Source organism: Microbacterium dauci (assembly GCF_030065535.1).
GTDB classification, from domain to species: domain Bacteria; phylum Actinomycetota; class Actinomycetes; order Actinomycetales; family Microbacteriaceae; genus Microbacterium; species Microbacterium dauci.
The window spans coordinates 615231-639375 of record NZ_JASJND010000001.1 but is presented as its reverse complement, the minus strand read 5'-3'; the positions used below and the strand labels follow the sequence as shown (position 1 = coordinate 639375).

At 68.8% G+C, this 24145-nt stretch carries 30 protein-coding genes; 17 read left to right on the top strand and 13 right to left on the bottom strand.

The window, feature by feature from the left end; genetic code table 11:
• Positions 1 to 5: 5 nt before the first annotated feature.
• The 6 genes from QNI14_RS03070 to QNI14_RS03045 are packed head-to-tail and all read left to right on the top strand — an operon-like array spanning position 6 to position 4563.
• Entirely contained in the window at positions 6 to 239 is a 234-nt protein-coding gene (locus tag QNI14_RS03070) for an exodeoxyribonuclease VII small subunit (RefSeq protein WP_283714730.1), read from the top strand.
• On the top strand, positions 239 to 856 hold the full coding sequence (locus QNI14_RS03065) for a DUF4245 family protein (RefSeq protein ID WP_283714729.1): 618 nt from the start codon (positions 239 to 241) through the stop codon (positions 854 to 856). The genes QNI14_RS03070 and QNI14_RS03065 overlap by 1 nt, the downstream gene beginning before the upstream one ends.
• Before the next feature lie 35 nt (positions 857 to 891).
• On the top strand, positions 892 to 1500 hold the full coding sequence (locus QNI14_RS03060; protein WP_430539236.1) for a carbonic anhydrase: 609 nt from the start codon (positions 892 to 894) through the stop codon (positions 1498 to 1500).
• Positions 1501 to 1530: 30 nt separating this feature from the next.
• Positions 1531 to 2928: a class II fumarate hydratase gene (locus QNI14_RS03055; protein WP_283714727.1), complete on the top strand. Its 1398-nt coding sequence runs from the start codon at positions 1531 to 1533 to the stop codon at positions 2926 to 2928.
• A gap of 10 nt (positions 2929 to 2938) precedes the next feature.
• On the top strand, positions 2939 to 3913 hold the full coding sequence (locus tag QNI14_RS03050; RefSeq protein ID WP_283714726.1) for a sensor histidine kinase: 975 nt from the start codon (positions 2939 to 2941) through the stop codon (positions 3911 to 3913).
• Positions 3910 to 4563 (top strand): response regulator transcription factor, encoded by a 654-nt coding sequence (locus QNI14_RS03045; RefSeq protein WP_283714725.1) that lies wholly within the window; start codon positions 3910 to 3912, stop codon positions 4561 to 4563. The genes QNI14_RS03050 and QNI14_RS03045 overlap by 4 nt, the downstream gene beginning before the upstream one ends.
• Positions 4564 to 4739: 176 nt before the next feature.
• On the opposite strand, the gene phoH2 is transcribed toward QNI14_RS03045, so the two are convergent.
• Positions 4740 to 6098, bottom strand: coding sequence for an RNA 5'-3' helicase PhoH2 (gene phoH2 / locus QNI14_RS03040; protein WP_283714724.1), 1359 nt, complete (start codon positions 6096 to 6098; stop codon positions 4740 to 4742).
• 187 nt (positions 6099 to 6285) lie between these two features.
• Entirely contained in the window at positions 6286 to 7071 is a 786-nt protein-coding gene (locus QNI14_RS03035) for an isoprenyl transferase (protein WP_283714723.1), read from the bottom strand.
• A gap of 109 nt (positions 7072 to 7180) precedes the next feature.
• Here QNI14_RS03035 and trhA point away from each other — a divergent pair, with 109 nt between their 5' ends.
• Entirely contained in the window at positions 7181 to 7885 is a 705-nt protein-coding gene (trhA, locus tag QNI14_RS03030; RefSeq protein ID WP_283714877.1) for a PAQR family membrane homeostasis protein TrhA, read from the top strand.
• Here the strand turns inward: trhA and QNI14_RS03025 are convergent.
• Entirely contained in the window at positions 7857 to 8105 is a 249-nt protein-coding gene (locus QNI14_RS03025) for a hypothetical protein (protein WP_283714722.1), read from the bottom strand. The genes trhA and QNI14_RS03025 overlap by 29 nt on opposite strands.
• Before the next feature lie 60 nt (positions 8106 to 8165).
• On the opposite strand from QNI14_RS03025, the gene QNI14_RS03020 reads away from it, so the two are divergent.
• Together QNI14_RS03020 and greA are read left to right on the top strand one after the other, a co-directional pair.
• Positions 8166 to 8570, top strand: coding sequence for a DUF4307 domain-containing protein (locus QNI14_RS03020; RefSeq protein ID WP_283714721.1), 405 nt, complete (start codon positions 8166 to 8168; stop codon positions 8568 to 8570).
• Between the two features lie 74 nt (positions 8571 to 8644).
• Positions 8645 to 9127, top strand: coding sequence for a transcription elongation factor GreA (greA, locus tag QNI14_RS03015; protein ID WP_283714720.1), 483 nt, complete (start codon positions 8645 to 8647; stop codon positions 9125 to 9127).
• Positions 9128 to 9308: 181 nt separating this feature from the next.
• Here the strand turns inward: greA and ilvA are convergent, their stop codons facing one another.
• The 3 genes from ilvA to QNI14_RS03000 are packed head-to-tail and all read right to left on the bottom strand — an operon-like array spanning position 9309 to position 12364.
• Positions 9309 to 10547 (bottom strand): threonine ammonia-lyase, encoded by a 1239-nt coding sequence (gene ilvA, locus QNI14_RS03010; protein ID WP_283714719.1) that lies wholly within the window; start codon positions 10545 to 10547, stop codon positions 9309 to 9311.
• Positions 10544 to 11743: an AI-2E family transporter gene (locus tag QNI14_RS03005; RefSeq protein ID WP_283714718.1), complete on the bottom strand. Its 1200-nt coding sequence runs from the start codon at positions 11741 to 11743 to the stop codon at positions 10544 to 10546. The genes ilvA and QNI14_RS03005 overlap by 4 nt, the downstream gene beginning before the upstream one ends.
• A gap of 51 nt (positions 11744 to 11794) precedes the next feature.
• A complete protein-coding gene (locus tag QNI14_RS03000; RefSeq protein ID WP_283714716.1) occupies positions 11795 to 12364 on the bottom strand; it encodes a LemA family protein in 570 nt (189 codons plus the stop codon).
• A gap of 259 nt (positions 12365 to 12623) precedes the next feature.
• On the opposite strand from QNI14_RS03000, the gene QNI14_RS02995 reads away from it, so the two are divergent.
• Both QNI14_RS02995 and QNI14_RS02990 read left to right on the top strand, forming a co-directional pair.
• On the top strand, positions 12624 to 13661 hold the full coding sequence (locus tag QNI14_RS02995; RefSeq protein WP_283714715.1) for a putative oxygenase MesX: 1038 nt from the start codon (positions 12624 to 12626) through the stop codon (positions 13659 to 13661).
• A complete protein-coding gene (locus tag QNI14_RS02990) occupies positions 13661 to 14689 on the top strand; it encodes a methionine synthase (RefSeq protein WP_283714713.1) in 1029 nt (342 codons plus the stop codon). Before QNI14_RS02995 ends, QNI14_RS02990 begins: the two co-directional genes overlap by 1 nt.
• A gap of 62 nt (positions 14690 to 14751) precedes the next feature.
• Here QNI14_RS02990 and QNI14_RS02985 read toward each other — a convergent pair whose 3' ends face one another.
• Positions 14752 to 16146: an HNH endonuclease gene (locus tag QNI14_RS02985; protein ID WP_283714712.1), complete on the bottom strand. Its 1395-nt coding sequence runs from the start codon at positions 16144 to 16146 to the stop codon at positions 14752 to 14754.
• A 49-nt stretch (positions 16147 to 16195) separates the two neighbouring features.
• Positions 16196 to 16738 (bottom strand): P-loop nucleotide/nucleoside kinase family protein, encoded by a 543-nt coding sequence (locus QNI14_RS02980; RefSeq protein WP_283714711.1) that lies wholly within the window; start codon positions 16736 to 16738, stop codon positions 16196 to 16198.
• A 79-nt stretch (positions 16739 to 16817) separates the two neighbouring features.
• Here QNI14_RS02980 and QNI14_RS02975 point away from each other — a divergent pair, with 79 nt between their 5' ends.
• From QNI14_RS02975 to QNI14_RS02960, 4 genes are read left to right on the top strand one after another with little or no spacing between them, the layout of a single operon-like run.
• On the top strand, positions 16818 to 17645 hold the full coding sequence (locus tag QNI14_RS02975) for a hypothetical protein (RefSeq protein ID WP_283714709.1): 828 nt from the start codon (positions 16818 to 16820) through the stop codon (positions 17643 to 17645).
• A complete protein-coding gene (locus QNI14_RS02970) occupies positions 17642 to 17839 on the top strand; it encodes a hypothetical protein (protein ID WP_283714708.1) in 198 nt (65 codons plus the stop codon). Before QNI14_RS02975 ends, QNI14_RS02970 begins: the two co-directional genes overlap by 4 nt.
• Positions 17840 to 17895: 56 nt before the next feature.
• Positions 17896 to 18471: a helix-turn-helix domain-containing protein gene (locus QNI14_RS02965; RefSeq protein WP_283714706.1), complete on the top strand. Its 576-nt coding sequence runs from the start codon at positions 17896 to 17898 to the stop codon at positions 18469 to 18471.
• 2 nt (positions 18472 to 18473) lie between these two features.
• A complete protein-coding gene (locus QNI14_RS02960; protein ID WP_283714704.1) occupies positions 18474 to 19076 on the top strand; it encodes a hypothetical protein in 603 nt (200 codons plus the stop codon).
• 6 nt (positions 19077 to 19082) lie between these two features.
• Here the strand turns inward: QNI14_RS02960 and QNI14_RS02955 are convergent, their stop codons facing one another.
• Positions 19083 to 19256 (bottom strand): DUF1272 domain-containing protein, encoded by a 174-nt coding sequence (locus QNI14_RS02955; RefSeq protein WP_283714876.1) that lies wholly within the window; start codon positions 19254 to 19256, stop codon positions 19083 to 19085.
• Positions 19257 to 19387: 131 nt separating this feature from the next.
• Here QNI14_RS02955 and QNI14_RS02950 point away from each other — a divergent pair, with 131 nt between their 5' ends.
• Positions 19388 to 19732, top strand: a complete 345-nt coding sequence (locus QNI14_RS02950; protein WP_283714702.1) for a VOC family protein — start codon at positions 19388 to 19390, stop codon at positions 19730 to 19732.
• 72 nt (positions 19733 to 19804) lie between these two features.
• Here QNI14_RS02950 and QNI14_RS02945 read toward each other — a convergent pair whose 3' ends face one another.
• Positions 19805 to 20704 carry a LysR family transcriptional regulator gene (locus QNI14_RS02945; RefSeq protein ID WP_283714700.1) on the bottom strand — a complete coding sequence of 300 codons (900 nt, stop codon included), beginning with the start codon at positions 20702 to 20704 and terminating at the stop codon, positions 19805 to 19807.
• Between the two features lie 120 nt (positions 20705 to 20824).
• On the opposite strand from QNI14_RS02945, the gene QNI14_RS02940 reads away from it, so the two are divergent.
• Positions 20825 to 21511 carry a type 1 glutamine amidotransferase domain-containing protein gene (locus QNI14_RS02940; protein WP_283714699.1) on the top strand — a complete coding sequence of 229 codons (687 nt, stop codon included), beginning with the start codon at positions 20825 to 20827 and terminating at the stop codon, positions 21509 to 21511.
• Between the two features lie 62 nt (positions 21512 to 21573).
• On the opposite strand, the gene QNI14_RS02935 is transcribed toward QNI14_RS02940, so the two are convergent.
• From QNI14_RS02935 to QNI14_RS02925, 3 genes are all read right to left on the bottom strand, one after another.
• Complete coding sequence (locus QNI14_RS02935) at positions 21574 to 21951, bottom strand: PH domain-containing protein (RefSeq protein WP_283714697.1); 378 nt, start codon at positions 21949 to 21951, stop codon at positions 21574 to 21576.
• A 224-nt stretch (positions 21952 to 22175) separates the two neighbouring features.
• Positions 22176 to 22649, bottom strand: a complete 474-nt coding sequence (locus QNI14_RS02930; RefSeq protein ID WP_283714696.1) for a DNA alkylation repair protein — start codon at positions 22647 to 22649, stop codon at positions 22176 to 22178.
• 331 nt (positions 22650 to 22980) lie between these two features.
• On the bottom strand, positions 22981 to 24081 hold the full coding sequence (locus QNI14_RS02925) for a hypothetical protein (RefSeq protein WP_283714695.1): 1101 nt from the start codon (positions 24079 to 24081) through the stop codon (positions 22981 to 22983).
• Positions 24082 to 24145 lie beyond the last annotated feature (64 nt).

Below are 24145 nucleotides of genomic sequence, written 5' to 3'. Positions count from 1 at the left end.
ACAGTATGACCAGCGACGCCGCCGACGTGTCGAATCCCAGCGTCGAAAAGCTCAGCTTCGAACAGGCCCGCGACGAGCTCGTCCAGGTGGTCGCGCAGCTCGAGCAGGGCGCACCGACCCTCGAGCAGTCGCTCGAGCTGTGGACCCGCGGCGAAGCCCTCGCGGCCCGCTGCGAAGAGTGGCTGCTGGGCGCGAAGCGCCGCCTCGACGCGGCTCGCCCGTCCGGAGACGCCGACTGATGGCGAAGCAGCGCATCGTCGCCGAACTCGGCCGCCCCGAGACCGCCGACGAGACCGCCGCGCGCAAGGCCGCGGCATCCCAGCGGTACCGCTCGAGCAAGACGTTCCGCAACCTCGTCGCCGCGATGCTGGTCTGCGTCGCGATCGTCGCGGTCGTGTATCTCGGCGTGCCCCGCGGCACGCCCGAGGAGCCCGCCGCGGTCGACGTCGACACCGCCGCCGCGAGCGCCGCCGAAGCGGTCGGGCACGCGGTGCTCGTCCCCGAAGCGCCCGAGGGGTGGCGCGTCAACTCCGCCCGCATCGAGGGCGGCGTGTGGCGGGTCGTGTACGCACCGGCATCCGGCTTCGTCCGCGTCTCGCAGGCGCTGTCGGTCGAGGACGACTGGGCGGCACAGGAACTCGGCGGGTTCGCACCGACTGGAACCATCACCATCGACGGCATCGAGTGGGACGAGTACGACCTCGCCGCCCCCGTCGACAACATCAGCTACGCGATCGCCACCGACGCCGGCCCCGACACGATCATGATCTCGGGCGCGGCGACCGCCGAGCAGGTCGAATCGGTCGCGGACGGCCTCGGCGATCAGATCCAGGCTCTGCGAAAGGACACACCGTGAGCGAGACCACTACCCCCACCGGCGTCTGGAACGCGATGCTCGAAGGCAACCGCCGTTTCGTCGCAGGCGAGCCGCGGCATCCGCGTCAGGACGCCGAACGCCGCCACGAACTCGCACACGTGCAGCGCCCGACCGCCGCGCTCTTCGGCTGCTCAGACTCGCGCCTCGCGGCCGAGATCATCTTCGACGAGGGCCTCGGCGACCTGTTCGTCGTCCGCAACGCCGGCCAGGTCGTCTCGGACTCGGTCATCGGTAGCCTCGAGTACGCCGTCGCCGTACTGCAGGTGCCGCTCATCGTCGTGCTCGGCCACGACGAGTGCGGTGCCGTGCGGGCCGCGATCGATTCGACCGGCGCCGACGCGCCGGCTCTGCCCGCGAACATCTGGCGCCAGGTCGCGCCGATCGTGCCGGCCGTCCGCCGCGTGCTGAAGGTGTCCGACGGCGCGACGGCCGAGACGGTCGACGCCGAGACCGTCGGGCGCGAGCACCTGCGCGACACCGTCGCCGGCATTCTGCGCGCGTCCGAACTCATCTCCGAGGCGGTCGCCGAGAACCGACTCGCGATCGTCGGCGCGAACTATCGCCTCGCCGACGGCACCGCGATCCCCGATGTCGTCGTCGGCCTGACCGACGCCCAGAACTGACCAGTCACGAGAAACGAGGACGTGCACGACATGACTGAACCGATCGAATACCGCATCGAACACGACACGATGGGCGAGGTGCGTGTCCCGAAGGACGCGCTCTACGCCGCGCAGACGCAGCGTGCCGTCGAGAACTTCCCGATCTCGGGCAGCGGCCTCGAGTCGACGCAGATCGCGGCGCTCGCACGCATCAAGAAGGCGGCGGCGCTCGCCAACAAGGAGCTCGGCACGCTCGACGGCGGCATCGCCGACGCGATCGCGTGGGCTGCCGACGAGGTGGCATCCGGTGCCTACGACGCCCACTTCCCCGTCGACACGTACCAGACCGGCTCGGGCACGTCGTCGAACATGAACATGAACGAGGTCCTCGCGACGCTCGCGACGCAGAAGCTCGGTGCGACGGTGCACCCGAACGACCACGTCAACGCGTCGCAGTCCTCGAACGACGTCTTCCCGACGTCGGTGCACATCGCCGTCACGCAGGCCCTGATCGACGACCTGATCCCCGCGCTCGACCACCTCGCTGTCGCCCTCGAGGCGAAGGCCGAGGCCTGGAAGGGCGTCGTCAAGAGCGGTCGCACCCACCTGATGGATGCCACTCCCGTCACCCTCGGCCAGGAGTTCGGCGGCTACGCCCGCCAGATCCGCCTCGGCATCGAGCGCGTGCAGGCGGTCATCGGCCGCGTCGGCGAGGTGCCCCTGGGCGGCACCGCCGTCGGCACCGGCATCAACACGCCGCTCGGCTTCCCGCAGAAGGTCATCGCGCTGCTCGCGGCCGAGACCGAGCTGCCGATCACCGAGGCGAAGGACCACTTCGAGGCGCAGGCGAACCGCGACGGTCTCGTCGAGGCATCGGGGGCCCTCCGCACCATCGCCGTGTCGCTGACGAAGATCAACAACGACATCCGCTGGATGGGTTCGGGCCCGAACACCGGTCTCGGTGAGCTCCACATCCCCGACCTGCAGCCGGGCTCGTCGATCATGCCGGGCAAGGTCAACCCGGTCGTCCCCGAGGCGACGCTCATGGTCTGCGCGCGCGTCATCGGCAACGACGCCACCGTCGCGTGGGCGGGTGCGTCGGGCTCGTTCGAATTGAACGTCGCGATCCCCGTCATGGGCACGGCGCTTCTCGAGTCGATCCGTCTGCTCTCGAACGCGATGCGCGTGCTCGCCGACAAGACCATCGACGGGCTCCAGGCCAACGTCGAGCGCGCCGCCGCGTTCGCCGGCATGTCGCCGTCGATCGTGACGCCGCTGAACAAGCTCATCGGGTACGAGGCTGCGGCGAAGATCGCCAAGCACTCGGTCGCCAAGGGCATCACGGTGCGCGAGGCGGTCATCGACCTCGGTTACGTCGAGCGCGGCGACCTGACCGAGGCTCAGCTCGACGAGAAGCTCGACCTTCTCTCCATGACCCACCCGGGTTGAGAATCAGACGGTGAACAGCGCCGCCGCACTCCTTCGCACGCCGGGCCTGGGGATCCTCGTCTCCGTCTCGGCTGCCGGCCTCGTGGCCGTGGGTGCGGCGGCGCTCGTCGTCACCCTGCTCCTCGCCCCCGAGGCGGCCGGGTGGGTGGCGCTCGCGTGGCTGCTCGCGGCACTGATCGCGCTCGTGAGCGTCGCGGTCGTGGCGTGGGCGGTGCTCGAGCGCCGCGCCGACGCGGCACCCGCCGCCCGTGAGGTCGTCGAGCGGGCGTTCGACGCGCAGCGTCGGCTGCTCGACGACGTGCGGCACGAGCTCAAGACGCCGATCACGATCGTGCGCGGGCATCTCGAGGTGATGGATGCCACCGACCCCGACGACGTCGAGTCGATCCGCACCCTCGGCATGGCAGAGCTCGACCGGATGACGCGCCTCATCGGCGACATCGACCTGCTCGCGACCGTCGAGGGCGGACAGCTCTCGTACCGCGACGTCGACCTCGCCGGCCTGACACAGCGTGTCGCCGGGATGGTGGCGGTGATCGGCGACCACGAGTGGAGCGTCGAGCAATTCGCCGACGGCGTCATCCGCGGCGACGGCGACCGACTCCTGCAGGCCTGGGTCGCCCTCGCCGACAACGCCGCGAAGTACTCCCCCGCCGGGACGCCGATCGAGATCGGCAGCGCGCTGCACGCCGCCGGCGCCCAGATCTGGGTGCGTGACCACGGCCCCGGCATCCCTCCGGCCATGCGCCGACGCGTGTTCGGTCGATTCGACCGCGGCGCCGTCAAACGACGCGACGGCGGATCGGGGCTGGGCCTCGCCATCGTCGACGCGATCGCGAAGGCACATGGCGGTCATTGCTCCGTCGTGGACACCCCCGGCGGCGGTGCTACGTTCACCCTTGAGATCCCGATCGGCACGGGCGAGGCGCTGCCTTCGCCGCTGCGCGCCGGTGATGTCCTCCTGCAGCGAGAGGCCACTGAATGACCCGCATCCTGATCGTCGACGACGAGCCCCACATCGTCTCGCTCGTCTCACGCGCGATCCGCGCCGAAGGATGGGAGGCGATCGGCGCCGATGACGGCCCCGAAGCACTCGACGCGGCGGCGGACGGGGACATCGACGTCATCGTGCTCGACGTCGGGCTCCCCTCGATGGACGGCTTCCAGGTGCTCCGCGCCCTGCGATCGAAGGGCATCACGACGCCCGTGATCATGCTCACCGCGCGCAGCGGCACGAGCGACACGATCGAAGGCCTCGACGCCGGCGCGAGCGACTACGTGCCGAAGCCGTTCGCGGTCGCCGAGTTGATGGCGCGCGTGCGGTCGCGGCTGCGCGACAGCGTGGCATCCGCTCCCGTCCTCAGCCGTGGCGCGATCACGCTCGACATCCTCGCGCGGCGCGCGACGGTGAACGGCCGCGACGTCGACCTGTCCGCTCGCGAGTTCGCCCTGGCCGAGCAGTTCCTGAAGAACCCCGGCGAGACGCTCACCCGCGAGGTGCTGCTGAGCCGCGTGTGGGGCTTGGAGTTCGACCCGGGCTCGAACGTCGTCGACGTGTACGTGCGCTACCTGCGCGCGAAGCTCGGCCACGACCACATCTCGACGGTCCGCGGCGAAGGCTACCGCTGGGACTGACCCGGCGGCGCTGACCGCTGCCCGGTCGCTCGCGAGAAACCACGTTCCTCGCCAGAAACCCGCGCAGGACTGGTTTCTCGCGCTGGCATGGTTTCTCGCGGGCAGGGCGGGCCGAGCGGATGCCGCGCAACGCGAACGGCCCCCGACGTGCAGTCGGGGACCGTCGGCGTCGCGGGTCAGCTGAGCTCGCCGGCCTCGAGGAGATCGGTCACGAGGGCGGCGATGGCGGAGCGCTCGGAGCGGGTCAGGGTGACGTGGCCGAAGAGGCCGTGGCCCTTGAGCGTCTCGATCACCGAAGCGATGCCGTCGTGGCGGCCGACCCGCAGGTTGTCGCGCTGTCCGACGTCGTGGGTGAGCACGACGCGCGAGTTCTGGCCGATGCGGCTGAGCACCGTGAGGAGGACGTTCCGCTCGAGCGACTGCGCCTCGTCGACGATCACGAACGCGTCGTGGAGCGAACGGCCGCGAATGTGCGTGAGCGGCATGACCTCGAGCATCCCGCGTGCGACCACCTCTTCGAGGACGTTGCCGGAGACGACCGAGCCGAGGGTGTCGAAGACCGCCTGACCCCACGGGTTCATCTTCTCGCCCTGGTCGCCAGGCAGGAAGCCGAGGTCTTGACCGCCGACGGCGTACAGCGGGCGGAAGACGATGATCTTCTTCTGCTGCTGCTGCTCGAGCACCGCCTGCAGGCCCGCGCACAGCGCGAGCGCCGACTTGCCGGTGCCGGCGCGACCGCCGAGCGACACGATGCCCACCTCGGGGTCGAGCAGCAGGTCGATCGCGATGCGCTGCTCGGCCGAGCGGCCGTGCAGGCCGAAGACGTCACGGTCGCCACGGACGAGCTTGTACCCGCCGTTCTTGTCGGTGACCCGGCCGAGCGCCGATCCGCGCTCGGAGTGGACGACGAGGCCGGTGTTCACGGGGAGCCCGCGCACGTCTTCGCTGAGACCGACCTCACTGTCGTAGAGGTCGCTGACGTCGTCGCCCGAGACGTCGATCGACGCGATGCCGGTCCAGCCCGAGTCGATGGCCTGTTCCGCCAGGTACTCCTCGGCGTGGAGACCGAGGGATGCCGCCTTCACACGCATCGGCAGGTCCTTCGACACGACGGTGACGGTCTGCCCCTCCTGCGAGAGGTGCATCGCGACCGAGAGGATACGGGTGTCGTTGTCGCCCAGGCGCATGCCGGCGGGGAGGACGGTCGGGTCGGTGTTCGTCAGCTCGACGCGGAGCGTGCCGCCGTCACCGACGGGAACCGGGAAGTCGAGGCGTCCGTGTTCGACGCGGAGCTCGTCGAGGTGCCGCAGCGCCTGCCGTGCGAAGTAGCCGATCTCGGGGTCGTGACGCTTCCCCTCGAGTTCGGTGACGACGACGACCGGCAGCACGACGGAATGCTCCGCGAACCGGAAGAGTGCACGCGGATCGCTCAGCAGCACCGAGGTATCCAGCACGTACGTGCGCAGATCCTGGTCGCTGGCCGCCTCCGCGGCCGTGCTGAGGTGACGCTGCTTCTCAGGTGCTCGTGTGGCCACAACCCACTCCCGCCCCGGGGGTTCCCCGGCAGTCACGAGTCGACCTGGGTCACGAGTCGTGAGAAGGCCGACTCGAACGGGCTCCGTGCCCGTTGGGATGAACGTAGGCCGCGCACGTGGCATCCGCGCAATCCGACACGCCGTGGAACGGGGACTGCCGTGTGAACAGTGTGTAACGCCGCTGGAGTCAGCTGCCGAAGCGGCGATCGCGGTCGCCGAAATCCCTGATCGCGCGGAGGAAATCGACTTCGCGGAGGTCGGGTCCGAGTGCCTCGACGAAGTAGAACTCGCTGTGCGCGGACTGCCACAGCAAGAAGTCGCTGAGGCGCTGCTCCCCCGACGTGCGGATCACGAGGTCGGGGTCGGGCTGGCCGCCGGTGTAGAGGTGCTCGCCGATCTGCTCGGGGGTGAGGCTCTCGGCGAGCTCTTCGAGCGAGCCGCCCTGGCGGTCGTGGGCGGCGATGATGCTGCGGACGGCATCGACGATCTCGCCGCGACCGCCGTACCCGACGGCAAGGTTGACGTGCAGGCCCGTGTTGTCGCGGGTGCGGTCCTCGACGGTGCGGAGGCTCCGGGCGAGATCGTCGGGCAGGAGCTCGGCACGACCGACCTGCTGCACGCGCCAGCCGGGCTCCTGCGACAGCGTGTCGGCGAGCTCGGCGATGATCTCGATGAGGTCGCTGAGCTCCTGCGAATCGCGCTTGGTGAGGTTGTCGACCGACAGCAGATACAACGACACGACCTTGATGCCGAGGTCGTCGCACCACTGCAGAAACTCGTGCATCTTCGCGGCGCCGGCGCGGTGCCCGTGCGACACCGTCGTGTAGCCGAGCTGCCGGGCCCACCGGCGATTGCCGTCGATCATCATCGCGACGTGGTGCGGCACGCTGCGCGCCTCGATCTCGCGGCGCAGGCGGGAGCTGTAGAGCCGGTACAGCAGGCCCCGTCCCTGGGTCGAACCGGCGCGAGTCACGTGCCTACGCTACCGCTGTCGGCCGCCGTCGCCGCGTATGGACTCCTCGGCATGGCACGGCGCGTAGGCTCGGGCCGTGACCCGACACACCCCCGCCGACGGACCCGAAATGCCCCAGCTTCCGCTGTTGGATGCCGCGGCCCTCGACGCGCACGTCGAGCTGAAACCGACGTGGCGGGGCTGGATCCACGCGGGGACGTTCCCGGTCGCGATCGCCGCGGGCATCGTGCTGATCGTCCTCGCCGAGGGAACGCCCGGCAAGTGGGCGGCCGCGGTGTTCATGGCGACGTCGCTGCTGCTGTTCGGCAACTCCGCCCTGTACCACCGCTTCAACTGGGGTCCGCGGACGAAGGTCGTGCTCAAGCGCATCGACCACGCGAACATCCTGCTGCTCATCGCGGGCACGTACACGCCGATTGCGACGCTCGCGCTCACCCCCGACAAGGGAGTGCTGCTGCTGATCCTGGTGTGGTCGGGTGCGCTGCTCGGCATCCTGTTCCGCGTCTTCTGGATCAACGCGCCGCGCTGGCTCTACGTCGCGCTCTACCTGCTGCTGGGCTGGGCCGCGGTGATGTACCTCGTCGACCTGCTCAACGCGAACGTCGCGATGATGGTGCTCGTCATCGTTGGCGGCCTGCTCTACACAGCCGGCGCCGTCGTCTACGGCATGAAGCGGCCGAACCCGTGGCCGGGCCACTTCGGCTTCCACGAGATCTTCCACGTCTGCACGGTCCTGGCGTTCCTCTGCCACTGGACCGCGTGTCTGCTGATCTCGCTCGACCCGCTCAGTCCTTCGCTGGGTCTCCCGGCGTAGGACCCTCGCCGCGGGCGGCGGCCTCTTCGGCGTCGAGCTGCTCGCGGACATCGACCCGGTACTGCGCGCGGCGCACGCGGCGCAGCATCGCGATGCCCAGCAGCACGATCACGACGGCGATGAGCGCCATCACGAGGAACCCCTCGATACCCGGCGTGACCTGCTCGGCGGAGAGGCCGGGGGTCGGTGTGGGCGTCGGGGTCGCGGCGAGCCAGAGCATGGGTCCTCTTCTTTCAGCCAGAGCGAATAGCCTGGAACTCCAGCCTAGATCGGATGCCGCATGTCCCCCACCGACGTCGACCGGATGCTCGCCGAGCGTTACGGACGCACCGGCACCGTTCGTCGCCGGACGCTCTGGTGGGTTGCGGTCGCAGTCGTCGCCATCGTCGCGACGGGCCTCCTCGGCTGGTCGACCGTGACTCGCTCCCTCGCCTCGGTGGATGCCGACACGACGGGGTACAACATCGACGACGAGCACCTCGTGACGGTGCGCGCGCAGATCAACTTCAACGGCGACGGCCCCATCGCGTGCGCGTTCGAGGCGCAGGACACCGAGCACGGCATCGTCGGCTGGCGGGTCGTGGAGTACGCGGCATCCGAGGAGCGTTCGAGGACTGTCGTGGAGCAGGTGCCGACCGTCGCGGAGGCGACGACGGGTTTGATCCGCTCCTGCTGGACCCCGTAGGCTGTCAGATCACGCGCCCCGGCCCGCTGCCGGGGCGTTCGCTTATATCCACCCCGATCACACGGGAGATCACGATGTCCACTGAGACGTTCCTCACCCAGGAGGCGTACGACCGCCTCGTCGCCGAGCTCGAGCACCTGTCGACCACCGGTCGCGAGGAGATCGCGAAGCGCATCGAGGCCGCACGCGAAGAGGGCGACCTCAAGGAGAACGGCGGCTACCACGCTGCGAAGGACGAGCAGGGCAAGCAGGAGGCGCGCATCCGCACGCTCCAGCAGCTGCTGAAGGACGCCAAGGTCGGCGTCGCACCCGAGTCCGACGGCACGGTGCTCTCGGGCACGGTCGTCACCGCGCTCGTCGCCGGCGGCGAAGAGGTGTTCCTGCTCGGCAACCGCGAAATCGCGGCGAACAGCGAGCTCGACGTGTACAGCGAGGCATCCCCGCTCGGCGAGGCCATCCTCGGCCTCAAGGAGGGCGACAAGACCTCGTACACGGCGCCCAACGGCAAGTCGATCAGCGTCGAGATCGTGAAGGTCGAGACCTACTCGGGGCAGTGACGGTTCGTTGCGCGGCGCTGCGCCGCGCGCGGCATCCACTCGTCTGACCGCGAGAGAACATCCCGCGGCCGAGGGAACAGGTGTAGTCCGTTCTCTCGGCCGTGGGATGTTCTTTCGGCGGGATGCCGCGGCGCGAGAGGGCGCGAGCCCGCGCGAGCGGGCGCGCAGTGATCCCGGGCGCTCAGTCCTGGACGAGGCGGGGCGCGTAGCCGGCCTCGCGCAGGATCGCGAGCACCTGCGCGCGGTGTTCCTCGCCGCGGGTCTCGACCGAGAGTTGCAGGATCACCTCGCTGATCTGCAGACCCTGGCCGTGGCGGGTGTGCAGCACCTCGATGACGTTCGCGCCGACGGTCGACAGCAGCTCCGACACGCGCGCGAGCTGACCGGGACGGTCAGGCAGCGGCACCTGGATGGTCATGTACCGACCGGATGCCGCGAGCCCGTGTGCCACGACGCGTTGCAGCAGCAGCGGGTCGATGTTGCCGCCCGAAAGGATCGCCGCGGTCGGCCCGGTCGGCTTGACCTTGCCGGTGAGGATCGCCGCGACGCCGACGGCGCCGGCGGGCTCGACGACCTGCTTCGCGCGCTCGATGAGCACGAGGATCGCGCGGGCGATGTCGTCGTCGGTCACCGTGACGACCTCGTCGACGAGGTCGCGGATGATCCCGAACGGGATGTCGCCGGGGCGCTTCACCGCGATGCCGTCAGCGATCGTCGGGGTCGTATCGGCGTCGATCGGGTGGCCGGCGGCGAGTGAGGGCGGGTAGGCCGCGGAGTTCTCAGCCTGCACGCCGATGACACGCACGGTGCGCCCTTCGGCGGCGGCGCGCGCCTTGACGGCTGCCGCGACGCCCGCGATGAGGCCACCGCCACCGATGCCGACGAGGACCGTCTCGAGGCCCGGGATCTCGTCCATCAGCTCGAGACCGAGCGTGCCCTGCCCGATGACCACGTCACGGTGGTCGTACGGCGGGATGAAGACGGCGCCGGTGCGCTCGGCGAACTCCTGCGCGAGGCGCAGCGGCGTCTCGAAGGTGGCCCCTTCGAGCACGACGTCGGCGCCGTAGCCGCGCGTCGCGAGGAGCTTCGGAACGGGCACGCCGAGCGGCATGAAGATCGTCGCCGGGATGCCGAGCTTCTGGGCGCCGAGCGCCACGCCCTGGGCGTGGTTGCCCGCGGATGCCGCGACGACACCCCGCGCGCGCTCCTCGGCGGTCAGGCGCGACAGGCGGTAAGTCGCGCCGCGGATCTTGAACGAACCGGTGCGCTGCAGGTGCTCGAACTTGAGGTGCACCGACGCGCCGAGGACGGTCGAGAGGTACTCGGAGCCCTCGACGGGGGTGTGCAGGATGACGCCTTCGAGTTGGGCTGCGGCATCCGTGAACTCCGACAGGGTCGGGTGGGTGGTGGTGTCGTTCACGAGAAGCGCTTCCTGTCGCGGAGATCTTGGCGGGGCACGGTGCTCCAGATGAGGTCGGTGGGTCTCGCATCGACCGGATGCTCCCACCCGCGTCTGGAGAGGTAGAGCCAGACCACGTTGACGAAGGCGGCGAGCGGCACGGCGAAGACGGCGCCCGCGATGCCGGCGATCATCGCTCCCCCGGCGACGGCGAGGACGACCGCGAGCGGGTGCACCTTGACGGCGGCGCCCATGAGGAGCGGCTGGAGGATGTGGCCCTCGAACTGCTGGACCGCGAGGACGATGACGAGCATCCAGAGGGCGATCCACGGGCCGTTGTAGACGAGCGCGAGGAAGACTGCGAGGGCGCCGGTGAGGACGGCGCCGACGAAGGGCACGAACGCGCCGAGGAAGACGAGCACGCCGATGGGGGCGGCAAGCGGCACTCCGAGGGCGAAGGCGCCCACTCCGATGCCGACGGCGTCGATGGTGGCGACGAGGAGCTGGGTACGGGCGTAGTTGATGACGGTGCGCCAGCCGGCGCGGCCGGCGCCGTCGACAGCGGTGCGGGCGCGCTGCGGGAAGAGGCGGACGGTCCACTTCCAGATGCCACCGCCGTCGGCGAGGGTGCAGATGAGGATGAAGATCGCGAGGAGGACGCCGGTGACGATGTGCCCGAGCGTCGAGCCGACGGCGAGGGCGCCCGACCACAGCAGCTGCGCCTGCTCCTGGATGAGCTCGAAGGCCTGGTCGATGGCGCCGTCGATCTGCAGCTCGGTGAGGTGGAGCGGTCCGTCGATGAGGTAGGTGCGGAACTCGTCGAGGGCGACGACGGTGCGGTCGCGCACGCGGCCGGCTTCGCGGGAGATCTGCCAGATGGCGAGCCACAGCAGGCCGGTCGCGACGGAGAGCGCGACGAGGACCGTGATGAGCACCGAGAGCCATCGCGGCATCCGATGGCGGATCAGGAAGCTGAACAGCGGCCAGACGAGCGCCGTCACGAGGATCGCGGCGAGCAGCGGGATGATGAGCAGCTTCAGCTGGATGACGATCCAGATGAGGACGGCGATCGCCGCGGCGATGAGGAGGAAGCGCCACGCGTACGCGGTCGCGAGGCGGAGGCCGCGCGGCATCGAATCGGCGATCTCCGTCGACACCGTGCGCTGTCGGAGGGTGTCGAAGAAGCCGCCGCGTGGCTTGTCGCCGCCGGTGCTCATCCGCTCATCCTAGGTCGGTTCATATGCCACGCGCGGTGCGGCATCCGCTCGTCAGAACTGGATGCGCGGGGGCTCGGCGATCGCGGCGCCGTTCTCGACTTCGAAGAACTCGCGCTCGCTGAAGCCGAGGCGGCGGGCGAAGAGGTTGTTCGGGAAGACCTTGATCTTGGTGTTCAGCTCACGCACGCCGCCGTTGTAGAAGCGGCGCGACGCCTGGATCTTGTCTTCGGTGTCGACGACGGCCTGCTGCAGCTGCAGGAAGTTCTGGCTCGCCTGCAGCTGGGGGTACGCCTCGGCGACCGCGAACAGCGACTTGAGCGCCTGCTGCATGTGGCCCTCGGCGACGCCCGCCTCGGCAGGGCTCGTGGCGGTGAGGGTCTCGGCACGGGCCTGGGTCACGTTCTCGAAGACGGCCTTCTCGTGGGCGGCGTAGCCCTTGACGGTCTCGATGAGGTTGGGGAGCAGGTCGGCGCGACGCTTGAGCTGCACCGTGATGTCGCTCCACGCCTCGTCGACGCGCACGTTCAGCGACACGAGCGAGTTGTACGTCGCCCACAGGTAGATGCCGACGATGACAGCGAGCACGACGACCGCGATGAGCGCCGGGATCAGAAAGTCCATGTCTCCCCCTCGTTCTGAGCGAGTCCATCCTATGGGCGCAGGTCTTGAGGCTTCCTGTGGATTCGGCGGGCGGATTGCGTCGTGTGACAGCGCCGACTTGCACGCGTTCGCTCACGGGTCGAGACTCGAGGAGATCGCAGCATGACGCGAAGCCTCGCGCCCGCCGTCGCTCTTCGGGTGATGTGCACGGGCACGCGCTGCGGCTTCCTGAACATCGATTCAGCAGGCCGCTCGGCCTGCCCGGACAGAACGGCTCGTCATGCGTCTCACCGAATCCTCCGCTCCCGTCTTCTCGATCGAGACGACCCGCTTCGACGAGGACTACCGTCCCGTCGACGGCACCCGGATCACGACGAACTTCGCGAACCTCGCCCGCGGCGAAGAACGCGAGGAGAACCTGCGGAACGCGCTGCGGATGATCGACCGGCGCTTCAACGACCTGGCGAGCTGGGACAACGAGGCAGGCGATCGCTACCGCCTGGAGCTCGACATCGTGACCGTGAGCGTCGACATCGACGACGCCTCGGGTGGTGGGTCGTTCCCGCTGATCGAGGTGCTGCAGCCGCTCATCGTCGACACGAAGACGGGGCAGCGGATCGACGGCATCGTCGGCAACAACTTCTCGTCGTACGTGCGCGACTACGACTTCAGCATCGTGCTGCCCGCCCACAACGAGGGGAAGACGGGCTTCAGTGCGCCCGATGACTTCGGGGTGCTGCACGGCAACCTATTCAAGAGCTTCCTCGAGTCGGACGTGTACGCGGAGCAGTTCGCGACGCTGCCGGTCGTGTGTCTGAGCGTGTCGACCTCGAAGACGTACCGTCGGTCGGCGAACGTGCACCCGATTCTGGGTGTCGAGTACACGAGCGAGTCGTCGCCGACGGATGACTACTTCGCGAAGATGGGCATGCGCGCCCGGTACTTCATGCCGCGCGGCAGCTCGGCGCCGCTCGCCTTCTACTTCGTGGGCGATCTGCTGGGCGACTACACGAACCTCGAGCTGATCGCGACGATCAGCACGATGGAGACGTTCCAGAAGATCTACCGACCCGAGATCTACAACTCGAACTCCGCTGCGGGCGCCGTCTACAAGCCGAGCCTCGGGGCGTCGGACTTCTCGCTGACGCGCGTCGTCTACGACCGCGAGGAGCGCAGCCGCCTGGCTGTGGTGCAGGGGAAGTTCGCGGAGGAGTTCTTCATGACGCCGCACGCCGAGACGCTGAAGAAATGGTCGGCCGGGTTCTCGGCGGCGCACGACGACTTCGCCGGAAACGACGACGAGGAGGGAGACCGATGATGACGAAGCTGCTTCCCACCTCCACCGCCGGCAGTCTGCCGAAGCCGTCGTGGCTGGCCGAGCCCGAGAAGCTGTGGTCGCCGTGGCTGCTCGAGGGCGAGGATCTCGCCGAGGGCAAGAAGGATGCGCTGCGGCTGTCGCTGGCCGATCAGGCGCAGGCGGGCATCGACATCGTGAGCGATGGCGAGCAGACGCGGCAGCACTTCGTGACGACGTTCATCGAGCACCTCGACGGGGTGGACTTCGAGCAGCGCGAGACGGTGCGGATTCGTGACCGGTACGACGCGTCGGTGCCGACGGTGGTCGGTGCGGTGTCGCGCAAGCAGCCGGTGTTCGTGGCGGATGCCGCGTACCTGCGGTCGCAGACGTCGCAGCCGATCAAGTGGGCGCTGCCCGGGCCGATGACGATGATCGACACGCTCTATGACGCGCACTACAAGAGCCGCGAGAAGCTGGCGTGGGAGTTCGCGACGATCCTGAACCAGGAGGCGAAGGAGCTCGAGGCAGCGGGCGTCGACATCATCCAGTTCGACGAGCCGGCCTTCAACGTGTTCTTCGACGAGGTGAACGACTGGGGCGTGGCTGCGCTGGAGCGCGCGTTCGAGGGCCTGACCTGCGATGTCGCGGTGCACATCTGTTACGGGTACGGCATCAAGGCGAACACGGATTGGAAGGCGACGCTCGGTCACGAGTGGCGGCAATACGAGCGGACGTTCCCGAAGCTGCAGGCGTCGGGCGTCGACATCGTGTCGCTGGAATGCCACAACTCGCACGTGCCGGTGGATCTCATCGAGTTGCTGCGCGGAAAGCGCGTGATGGTGGGCGCGATCGACGTAGCATCCGCTCAGGTCGAGACGCCGGAGGAGGTCGCGGCGACGCTGCGGTCGGCACTGCCGTTCGTGGACGCTGACCTGCTGTACCCGTCGACGAACTGCGGGATGGCGCCGCTCCCCCGGTCGGTGGCGCGCGGCAAGCTCGCTGCGCTGGCGGCGGGCGCAGAGATCGTGCGGCAGGAGCTCGCGGGCTGAGCTCGGCCCCGCGCGGTCGTTGAGCGGGCGCAGCGAGACGAAACGCTCGCGCCAGCGGGGCGTCAGAACGGTGCGGCTTCGGTGGGCGAAGCGGCGGCAGGAGTGAAGGCGACGGCCGGGGTGGGTGCGTCTTCTCTGTAGATCCTGCCGAGGGGTGAAGTCCATTCGAGGACGCCACCCTTGAGTTGTCGGACCCTCCAGCACGTGAACTGCTTCATCGAGTGATGTCGCTGACACAAGTGGCAGAGATTGCAGATGTGGGTCTTGCCGCCGAGTGCGTGATCGACGTTGTGATCCACCTCACAACGAACCGCCGCCTGGCGGCATCCGGGGAACCTGCAGTGCTGGTCCCGCGCCTGCAGGTACCGGCGCATCTTCTCCGGCACCCGGTACGAATCGACCGCGAGGACCGCGCCGGTCACCGGATGGGTGACGAGCCGCTCCCACTGCGTGTTCCCTGCCGCGAGCTGTCGAGCAGTTGCCGCGTCGATCGGTGAACGTCCGACGAGGTCGCACGCGTCGTGGTCGTCGCCCGCGAGCGCGTGCGCCGGGATCACCACCTGGATACGGGCACGGATCTTGCCGAGTGGCCCCGCCGAGGTGTCGCGAGTGTCGTCGAGCGCGGGCGTGCCTGCGAGGAGGAGGTCGGCGAGGATGTCGGCGCGAACCTGGTCGGTCGTGCGCGCGTCGGTCGACACGGCCTCGGCACGGGACTCCCCCTCGCCCGCCGTGGCCGCGCCCGCAGAGTCAGCGACCTGCGCGTCGCCCAGCCCGAACGTCAGTCCCGCCGCGGCCCGCTGGTCTCGCGTGTCGACGACAGCGCGTGCCATTCGGGTCAGTCGGTCGTAGGCGCCCTCGACGAGCGCAGTCGGCATCGTCGCGATGAGGTCGCTCATCCCGTCGCGGCCGGGAATAACCCGAACGCACCGCCCGGCCGCGGCCTCTTCGTGCCGCTCCGCGAACGACCGCGGGTGCATGTGCTGCGCGAGAATCTCGAGTTCACCGCGCACGCGGCTGGGGATGTCGCGCTCGCACCGCGTGATCGCGGCATCCGCGAAGGCACCGCGCAACTCGGGCGGCAGGATCGAACCGGCATCCACGATCGCCATAACATGACCGCGGATGATGCGGCCGTCGGCCCACGCCTCGAGCGCGGTCGGGTAGTCATCGACGATCGTGCGGGCCTCATCGATGCGCCGCTGGATCGTCCGGTCGGCGAAGCCCATCACGCCGGCGAGTTCGGCGGCGACGGAGCGGAGCAGCATGTCCTGCTCGCGCACGCGAGCGGGCGAGCCGGATGCCGCGCGCTCGGCGAGCGCACCTGCCGCGGCGAGCCAGCGGATCTCGGCGATCTGCGCCGCCGCGAGGTCACGCCCGACACCCTCGACGCCATGAACCACCTCGGCGAGCGACGCGAGGAACGCGTCGGATCCGGGGGTCTCGGCGGGGGTGGTCATGCCTCAATTCTGGTGAGGGGTTCCGACATTGAGCAGGTGAATTCGGCCCTCAGCACCCCTGCCCAGATGAGGAATCTCTCATCCGATTCCGGTCGAGGTGTTCGAGCGCGGTCGCAACGTTCTCGTCCACTGATCGCATGGAATCGAGCCGCAGGCGGGGCGCATCCCACGCTTCGAATCCGGCGCCTCGGGTGACGACCGATTCCCACGTCGGCTCGGGGAACCCGACGAGTGCACGGTTGCGCCCCTCGAGTCGCCGGCGGTGCGCGGTCTCATCGCTGCAGTACACCTCGATGAAGACCACCTTCTGGCCGAGCTCCGCCGCGAGTGAGGTCCACTGGCCGCGCGCGGCATCCACGTCGTTGACTGCGTCGACGATGGCGTCGTTGCCGAGCACAAGCTGCTCGCGGGCGAGATCTTCGGCCACGACATATGCCGCAACTCCGGTCGGCTGTTCACGGTGGATGCCGGCACGCCACATCGCCGCTTCGATGGGGTCCACCGACAGGAGCGCACAGCCGAGCGACCGCGCGATGCCCTCGGCGATCGTGCTTTTGCCCGAGCCGGGGAGGCCAGCCATCGCGATCAGCATGGTCCGATTGTGGCGCACGGCGTGGCGGCACCCACCCAGTCCCACCAGCGCGTCACACCCGTGACGTAGGGTCGCGAGCGTGACTGGTCAGCGCACGCATCGGTACCTTCGGCTGTCGCTCGTGGGCGTGGTGTTCGCGCTGGCGGTGGCGGTGACGGTCGAGACGATCCGGACCGGCGAGCTGCTGCCGTCGATCAGCGACTACTACTACTCCGCGGCGGGTGGCGTGTTCTCGGCGGCGCTCGCGGCAATCGCGGTCGCGCTGCTCGCGCTGTCGGGGCGCGACCTGGAATCGGTGCTGCTCGACGTCGCGGCGATCTTTGCGCCGCTGATCGCGATCGTGCCGACGGGGTTCCGCAGCGAGCCGGTCGTGCCCGATTCGGTCATGCCGGCCGTGCTGAACGGCGTGACGACGTACCTGGTGGTGCTCGGCGCGGTGCTGGTGATGGCGATCGTCCTCACGATCTGCGGGCAGATCCCGTGGCGCCGGACGATCGCGCTCGGCTCGGTCGCGCTCGTCGTCGGCATCGGCCTCGCGATCCTGACCTTCGCACCCGGCCTCCGCGAGCAGTTCCCGTTCGTCGGCGGCATCAACGTGCACCTCGTGGTGACGGTGTGCTTCTTCGCGGTGTTCGCGGCGATCCCGATCGTGAACGCGCTCCCCCGCACGCGCGACCCCGGCGCCCGTCCGCCGTCGCGCGCGCTGCAGGTGGTGTACTTCGTGATCCCGGTGGCGATGGTGATCACCCTGGTGCTGACGGTGACCATCGGCATCCGCTTGCCTGACACTCCAGCCGTCTTCATCGGCGAAGCAGTCGGCTTGATCTTGTTCGCCGTCTTCTGGGCCGTGCAGACGGTCGAACGATGGGATGCCGCCGACCCGCCGAGCCTCGTGGCGGGGTCATGACCGGCACGCCGAGCGGGTTCGGTTACGTCGCACGTGGATCGCAGGTCGAGATCCGGCACGACGGCCGGCTCGCGGCGACGCTACGGGGTCGCGCTGCGGAGAAGTTCCTCGACGACGTCGAACGACGCGATCCGCAGCACGTGATGGCCCGGGTGACGGGCAACTACAAGCGCGGCAACGAACGTCAGAAGTGACCTGTGACGCGTCGAATCTGGCAGCTATTATGTCTTAAGAGACATATCGAGGAGTCATGGTCACCGCATCGACACTGGTTCGGGCAGCCCGAAAGAGCGAGCGCCTCACGCAGGCAGAGCTCGCCACCCGAGCGCGCCTAGATCAGTCAGCGGTGTCGCGGTCGGAGCGCGGCCGAGACGCCGAGTTCGGCACGGTCGATCGCCTCCTTGCCGGCGCGGGGTACCGCCTCTACGCTGCTCCGACCCGACGTGACGACGCGGCGACGGCTGCCGCCGAGATTCGTCTTCGCCTCCGCGAGGGTGACAGGCCGGGTGCGCTCCGCGCCCTGCTGCAGCTGAACGACAACCTCGTCGCCGAGCGCGGATTGATCCGCGGTGTGCTGACGATCACCGAGCCCGAGCCGACAGGCGAAGCCGTGTGGGATGCCGCGATCGCGGCGCTCGTCGAGTGGCGGCTCCGCGATGAGAAGCTGCCGCTGCCGCCGTGGACGTCATCTTTGACGCGTGCGCTTAGCAACGCGCGCACGCTCGAGGTCGATCCCGCCGACCCGACACCTCCGCGGACCGCGGTGCCCGATGCGTTCGCGAAGCGTGGCGTGCTCGTCTGGGCTGACACGTTCGCGAGTGTGTAGCGGTGGGGACAACGCTCGACCGCGACGCGATCATCGCCGGGCTTCGCGATCTGGTGTCGGAACTCCGCAGTGCGGGCGAGGTCGCTGGAATCAGGCTTGTGGGCGGCGCAGCGCTGAGCCTGCGCTACTTCGACCGTCGAACGACGCAAGACCTGGACTCGCTCCATGTGCAGCCGGGCTCCGATGCAGCCGTGGCGGCAGCAGCGGCCCGCGTAGCCCTCGCTCATGAATGGGCGCCGGACTGGCTGAACTTCAACGTCGCGCGTGTCGACGCGGTGCCGAGTTTCGGTCGGCGACCGGTCGAGTGGATCACGATCTTCGACGACCACGGCATCGTGATCCAGGTCGCGTCGAAAGAGGCACTCCTCGCGATGAAACTCCGCGCGAGCCGCCCCGGTCGGGACACCGACGACATCCGTCAGCTCCTGGCGCTGTGCGAGATCGGCACCCTCGACGCCGCCGAGTCCCATTACGACGACTTCTACCCTGGCGACGGGCTCAGCGATCGAGCGGTCGCGATGGTGACGCGGATCCTCGAGCTGGGCCTCCCCGTTCAACCTCCGGCTCCGGGCCCGATCGATCTCGGCCCGGGTTCCAGGAACTGACTCGTCTCAGCCCTTCGCAACGCGCGTCGGCCGCCGCTCGAGCACTCCCCCGCAGTTCGGACACGCCCGCCCAGGGAACCCGTCGACGCACCCCGCGCACCAGGTGCACTCGTACGAGCAGATGTACGCCTCGCTCTCCATTGCGGTGGCGGTACCGCAGGACTCACAGTTCGGGCGCATCTCGAGCATGACCCGACCGTATCGAGCCACCGAACGCCTCAGCCCTGCACCGAACGGCCAGCCACCGTGTGATTCCGGCCACACGCGCAACCCCCTCCCCCGAACGGCACCCGAAGGCGCACGATCGGAGCATGGCAAGCATTCTTTCGATCGTGTGGGGCGTGCGCGACATCGCGCGTGCGGTGGAGTTCTGGACTGCGGCGCTCGACTACGTGCCGAAGCGCGAGCCGGACGACGACTGGGCGAGTCTCGTGCCGCGGGAGGGCGCGGGCGTGCAGCTGTCACTCATGCTCGTCGGGTCGGACAAGCCGCAGCGCCACCATCTCGACATCAAGGCCGAGGACCGCGCCGCCGAGGTCGAGCGACTGGTGGCCCTCGGCGCCACCACAGTCGACGACTGGGACTACGAGGACGGCGCCGACTACATCGTCCTGCGCGACCCCGACGGCAACACCTTCTGCGTCGTCTCCAACTGACCGAGCGGATGCCGCGCCGCCGGCACTCCAGCAGCGTTGCAGCCGCCCGGACAAGGCCGTCCGCGCAACCGTTCAGAACACGTCCCAGTGTTGCGCACGCTCGGTGAGCGCGTCGATCACGCGGATCGTCGCGGCCGATGGCGCGCCTGCGCCGCGGATCGCGATGTGCAGCGTGTTGATCGGTGCCTCGTCGGGACGGTGGAGCACTTCGACGGTGCCGGCCCCGATCGAAGGGTCGGCGAGATAGCGCGGGAGCGCCGAGATGCCCGCGCCAGCTGCGACGGCGGCGAGCACACCACGCAGGTCTGGGACGGTGACCGCGACGCGATTGGTGGGTCGGTGGCCGAACTGGCTGCGCCAGTATCGCCGGACGATCGACAGTGCGTCGTCGTATGTGACGAGCGGCAGGTGGTGCAGCGCAGCTGCGGCGTCGGTGGCGAGGCGGTCGCGGTCGATCGTGCGGGCCAGGGCAGGTGCACCGATGAGCACGAACTCTTCATCGACGAGTCCCCGGTAGCGGATGCCGCGCGTCGGGGTGCGCACGGATGAGATGACGACGTCGAGCTCGTCGTTCTGCAGGCGGGCGAGCAGATCGGGAGCGAGACCGAGCGTGAAGGCCAGGCGAGCACCCTCGGTGGCGAGCGGGGTGAGCGCCGGGATGACGCGGGCGGCGATGATGTCGCTCGCGCCGCCGATCCGGACGAGTTCGGTAGTCGTGGGTGCGGGCGCCGTCCACGCCTCGCGCAGCTGGTCGATGGGCGCGGCGATGCGGGCGGCGAGCGCATCTCCGGCGGAGGTGGGCTGCACGCCGCGGGCGGTGCGGGTGAGCAGCGGTGCGCCGAGTTCCGCTTCGAGCCGGCCGATGCGTTCACTGACGGACGGCTGGCTGAGCCCGAGCCGAGTGGATGCCGCGGTGATCGAGCCTGCGCGATGCACTTCGAGGAAGGTGCGCAGGAGGTCGAGCTCTTGCATGCGGCATCCAGTCATCAAGAAATCTATGGCAAGCCAGTGTGGCAGGAAATGCGGTCGATGGCTGCCGGGTTCAGTCCGATGGCTGTTCGCAGGGAGCGGCCGGGAAGACTTGGAGCAGACATGGCACGCATTCTCATGGTGGTCACTGGGGCCGACAGCATCACGTTGACAGACGGCACCCCGCACCCGACCGGGTTCTGGGCTGAGGAGCTCGTCGAGCTGCATCGCGGGCTCGTCGCGGCGGGGCACGAGGTTGATGTGGCGACGCCGGGAGGTGTGGGTCCGACGGTGGATCCGGGGAGCTTGAGTGATGCATCGGCCGATGAACTGCGGTCGTATCTCGCGTCGATGGGTGACGTGCTGACGAGTCCACGCACGCTGGGAGATGTCGCAAACGGCGAGTACGACGCGATCGCGTTGCCGGGCGGGCACGGGCCGATGGTCGATCTCGCGACGGATGCCGATCTGGGTCGGTTGCTGGTGGATGCCGCCGATCGCGGCTCGGTCGTTGGTGTGCTGTGCCACGGTCCGGCGGGCCTGCTGAGCGCAGTGCGCGAGAACGGTTCGTTCGCGTTCGCCGGGCGCCGGCTCGCGGTGTTCACCGATGAGGAGGAGCAGCAGGGCGGATTGGCCGGCGGTTCGCCCTACCTGGTCGAGTCGCGTCTGCGCGAGCTCGGCGCCGTCGTCGAGTCGGGTGAGCCGTGGTCGGTCACGGTCGTGACCGACGGCACTCTCGTGAGCGGCCAGAACCCGCCGTCGAGCGTCGCCACCGCGTCGCGGCTCGTCGAGGTGCTCGCGGCGCGCTGACGTGGATGCCTCAGAGATCCGGCGGGTCAGTGCACCGAGGCCCGCCGGATCTCCGCTGGCGCTCAGTGCTTGTGGAGCACCGCCCAGGCGATCAGGCTGTCGATGCGTCGGATGTCGGCGCCCTTCGTGAGCTTGACCTTGATGTGCCCCGCCTTCGTCCAGAGCTCGACCTCGGCGTCACGATCGAGTAGCCCGCCCGCGTTCTCGGTCGACCACATGTCGATCGAGCTGTACGGCAGGGAGTAGATCTCGACCTTCTTGCCGGTGAGGCCCTGCGCATCGCGGACGATCAGCCGCTTCGTCGTGAACGTGGCCGAGTCGCGGAAGGTCTTGAACGAGGCAACGGCTTGCTCACCTTCGACCAGCAGGTCATTCACGTCCGCTGGTGTCTGAATCTCCTGCTGTAGCGTCCACGCGAGGATCGCGGCGGTTTCGGGCATATCGGCACTCCCCTGTGCGTCAAGGCGGAGCGTCTTCACTCCGCGCAGTGTCACCGATCGTATTGGTGATCGTTGCGCTCACCAACGGTCGAGTTGGGGGGGCCTCCCGGTCCCTCCAGCCTGGGGATAGGGGAACGGCGCCGACGACATCGTCTTGCGCGACCCCGACGACAACACCGTCTGCGTCGTCTTCGACTGATCAACCGGATGCCGCGCCGACGGCGTCACAGCAGCGCAGCGGTCGCCCGCAACGACGGTGAGTCCGACTCGGTCCAGCGCGCGACAACGCGCTGCGCCCGCTCGGCATCCACACCTGTCAGCCTCGCGAGCAGCGGCGCGATGACGTCGCGCGTGAGCGGTTCGATGAGCTCCGGCACTCGCGCGTCGCGGAGGAATCCTTCGATGCGGGTGAGGTCGTTGCCCGTAAGCGTGCCGACTTGCCCCTGCAGCAGCACGACCGTTGCGAGCCGTCGCTCGAACACCGGCACCGACCACAACTCCGAGGCGAGCATGACGACGTCGTCGTGGCTCAGTCCGCGGTGTCGGCGAAGCGCGTCACGGACGGTTCCGCGGATCGCGCCGGTCGACGACCCGTAGACGCGCAGCCCGCCGACCGAGTCGTCGCCGTCCGTCCACGTCCGCCACTCGGATGCCTCAGCCCGCAGCGTGCGGTCGATGAAGTCGGCAGGTGATTCCACTGATCCAGTTTCTCGCTCCGCGCAACGTCGTCGCGCGTTTTTCGCAGCGCTGACGTAGTTGGCATGGGCGGACGGACTCCTGACCGACGAGGATCAAGCCGACCTCGCGCTGGTCGCGTCGTCGCTCGAAGTGGATGCCGCGGCACTCGAATCCGCCCTCGCGGCCCCGATGGCGCAGGCCGATGCGCCTCCCGCCCGCTCGTCGTTGCCGACTCGCTGTCCGGCAACACGAAGAACGCCCGCGGCGAAGGCATCCCGATCGTCGGAGAGCAATGGTTGGAGGACTTCGTCACGCGGTGAGCTTGCGCGGCGCGATCACTGACGACCCGGATCAGCCCTCGTCGTCAGCGATGCCCTTCGGCTCATCGACGCGCTGCAGACGGTTCGCGATCTTGCCCGCGAGGCGCCCGGTCGATATCCGAGCCGTTTCGAGCGCGTTCGCGCCGACTCGCCCTGCTGTCTCCAAACCGTCCTTGCCAGCCTCCAGAACGTCGTCACGAACCTCGGTGGCTGCTTGCGACCAGCGGCGGGCTTCAAGAAGCGCTCGCTCGTCGACGAACCCAAGTGTGAGGTGTAGCTCGCTCACGCGCGAACCGACGTCGTTGCTGGCCTTCACGACCTCCCTCGAGGCGATCGGGTTCAAGAGCACCTTCGCGTTCGCGCGCGCTGCGGCGGAATCCATTCGTGCGACGAGGTTCGTCGAGACCTCGGTGATGGCATCGAGTCGACGTTGCCGCGCGGTGTGAAGTGCAAGTCGGTGACGATCCAGCTCCTCCGGAGAGGTGTCGAGCACACGGTCGATCTCAAGCACCGCCATCGCGTCCTGAAGCTGATAGCAACGTGCGAGCACCGCCAACCATTCGACGACCGTCGACTGCGCTTGCTTCGACAGCTCGGCGAGATCGCCGATCTTCGATTCCTTCTCCAGCTTGTCGGCCAGGGCTTCCAGTTGACGAAGCGCGTAAGCCTGCGTCCGAGCGATCGTCGAGCCCGCACCCTGCACCTTCGACCATGTCACTTCTGACACACGTCCCACTTCGGCACGAATGACCATTGCTTCGTCGAGCATCAGCTCAACGCCGATCATGTCTGCGAGGACCGCGTCCTTCTGTCCACGGAGCACCTCGTCGACCTTCGCGTCGATCTTGGCGAGGTAGTCCGCGATCTCGTCCATCTGCTGTTGCATGGCGTACTGCGCCATGATGCCGCCGACGCCGGCGAGGATTGCCGGATTGGTCAGCAGTGCGCCAGGCTTCGCGACGAACTCCAGATTCTTCGCGAATTGGCCCTTCGCCCCGCGGGTCGTCGCCTGCACGAATGCGCCGCCGGAGCGCTGGACGAGGTTTGCCCCATGGGCCACACGAGCCGAGTCCTCGGTGAGTTTCATCCAGCGACCGGCATTCGCGGAGATCTCGGACGCGGTCTGGAGCACCGTGCCGCTCTTCGACACGAGCCCGCTCAACGCTCGAAGGTCGAGCTCTCGCGACGGCGCGTCG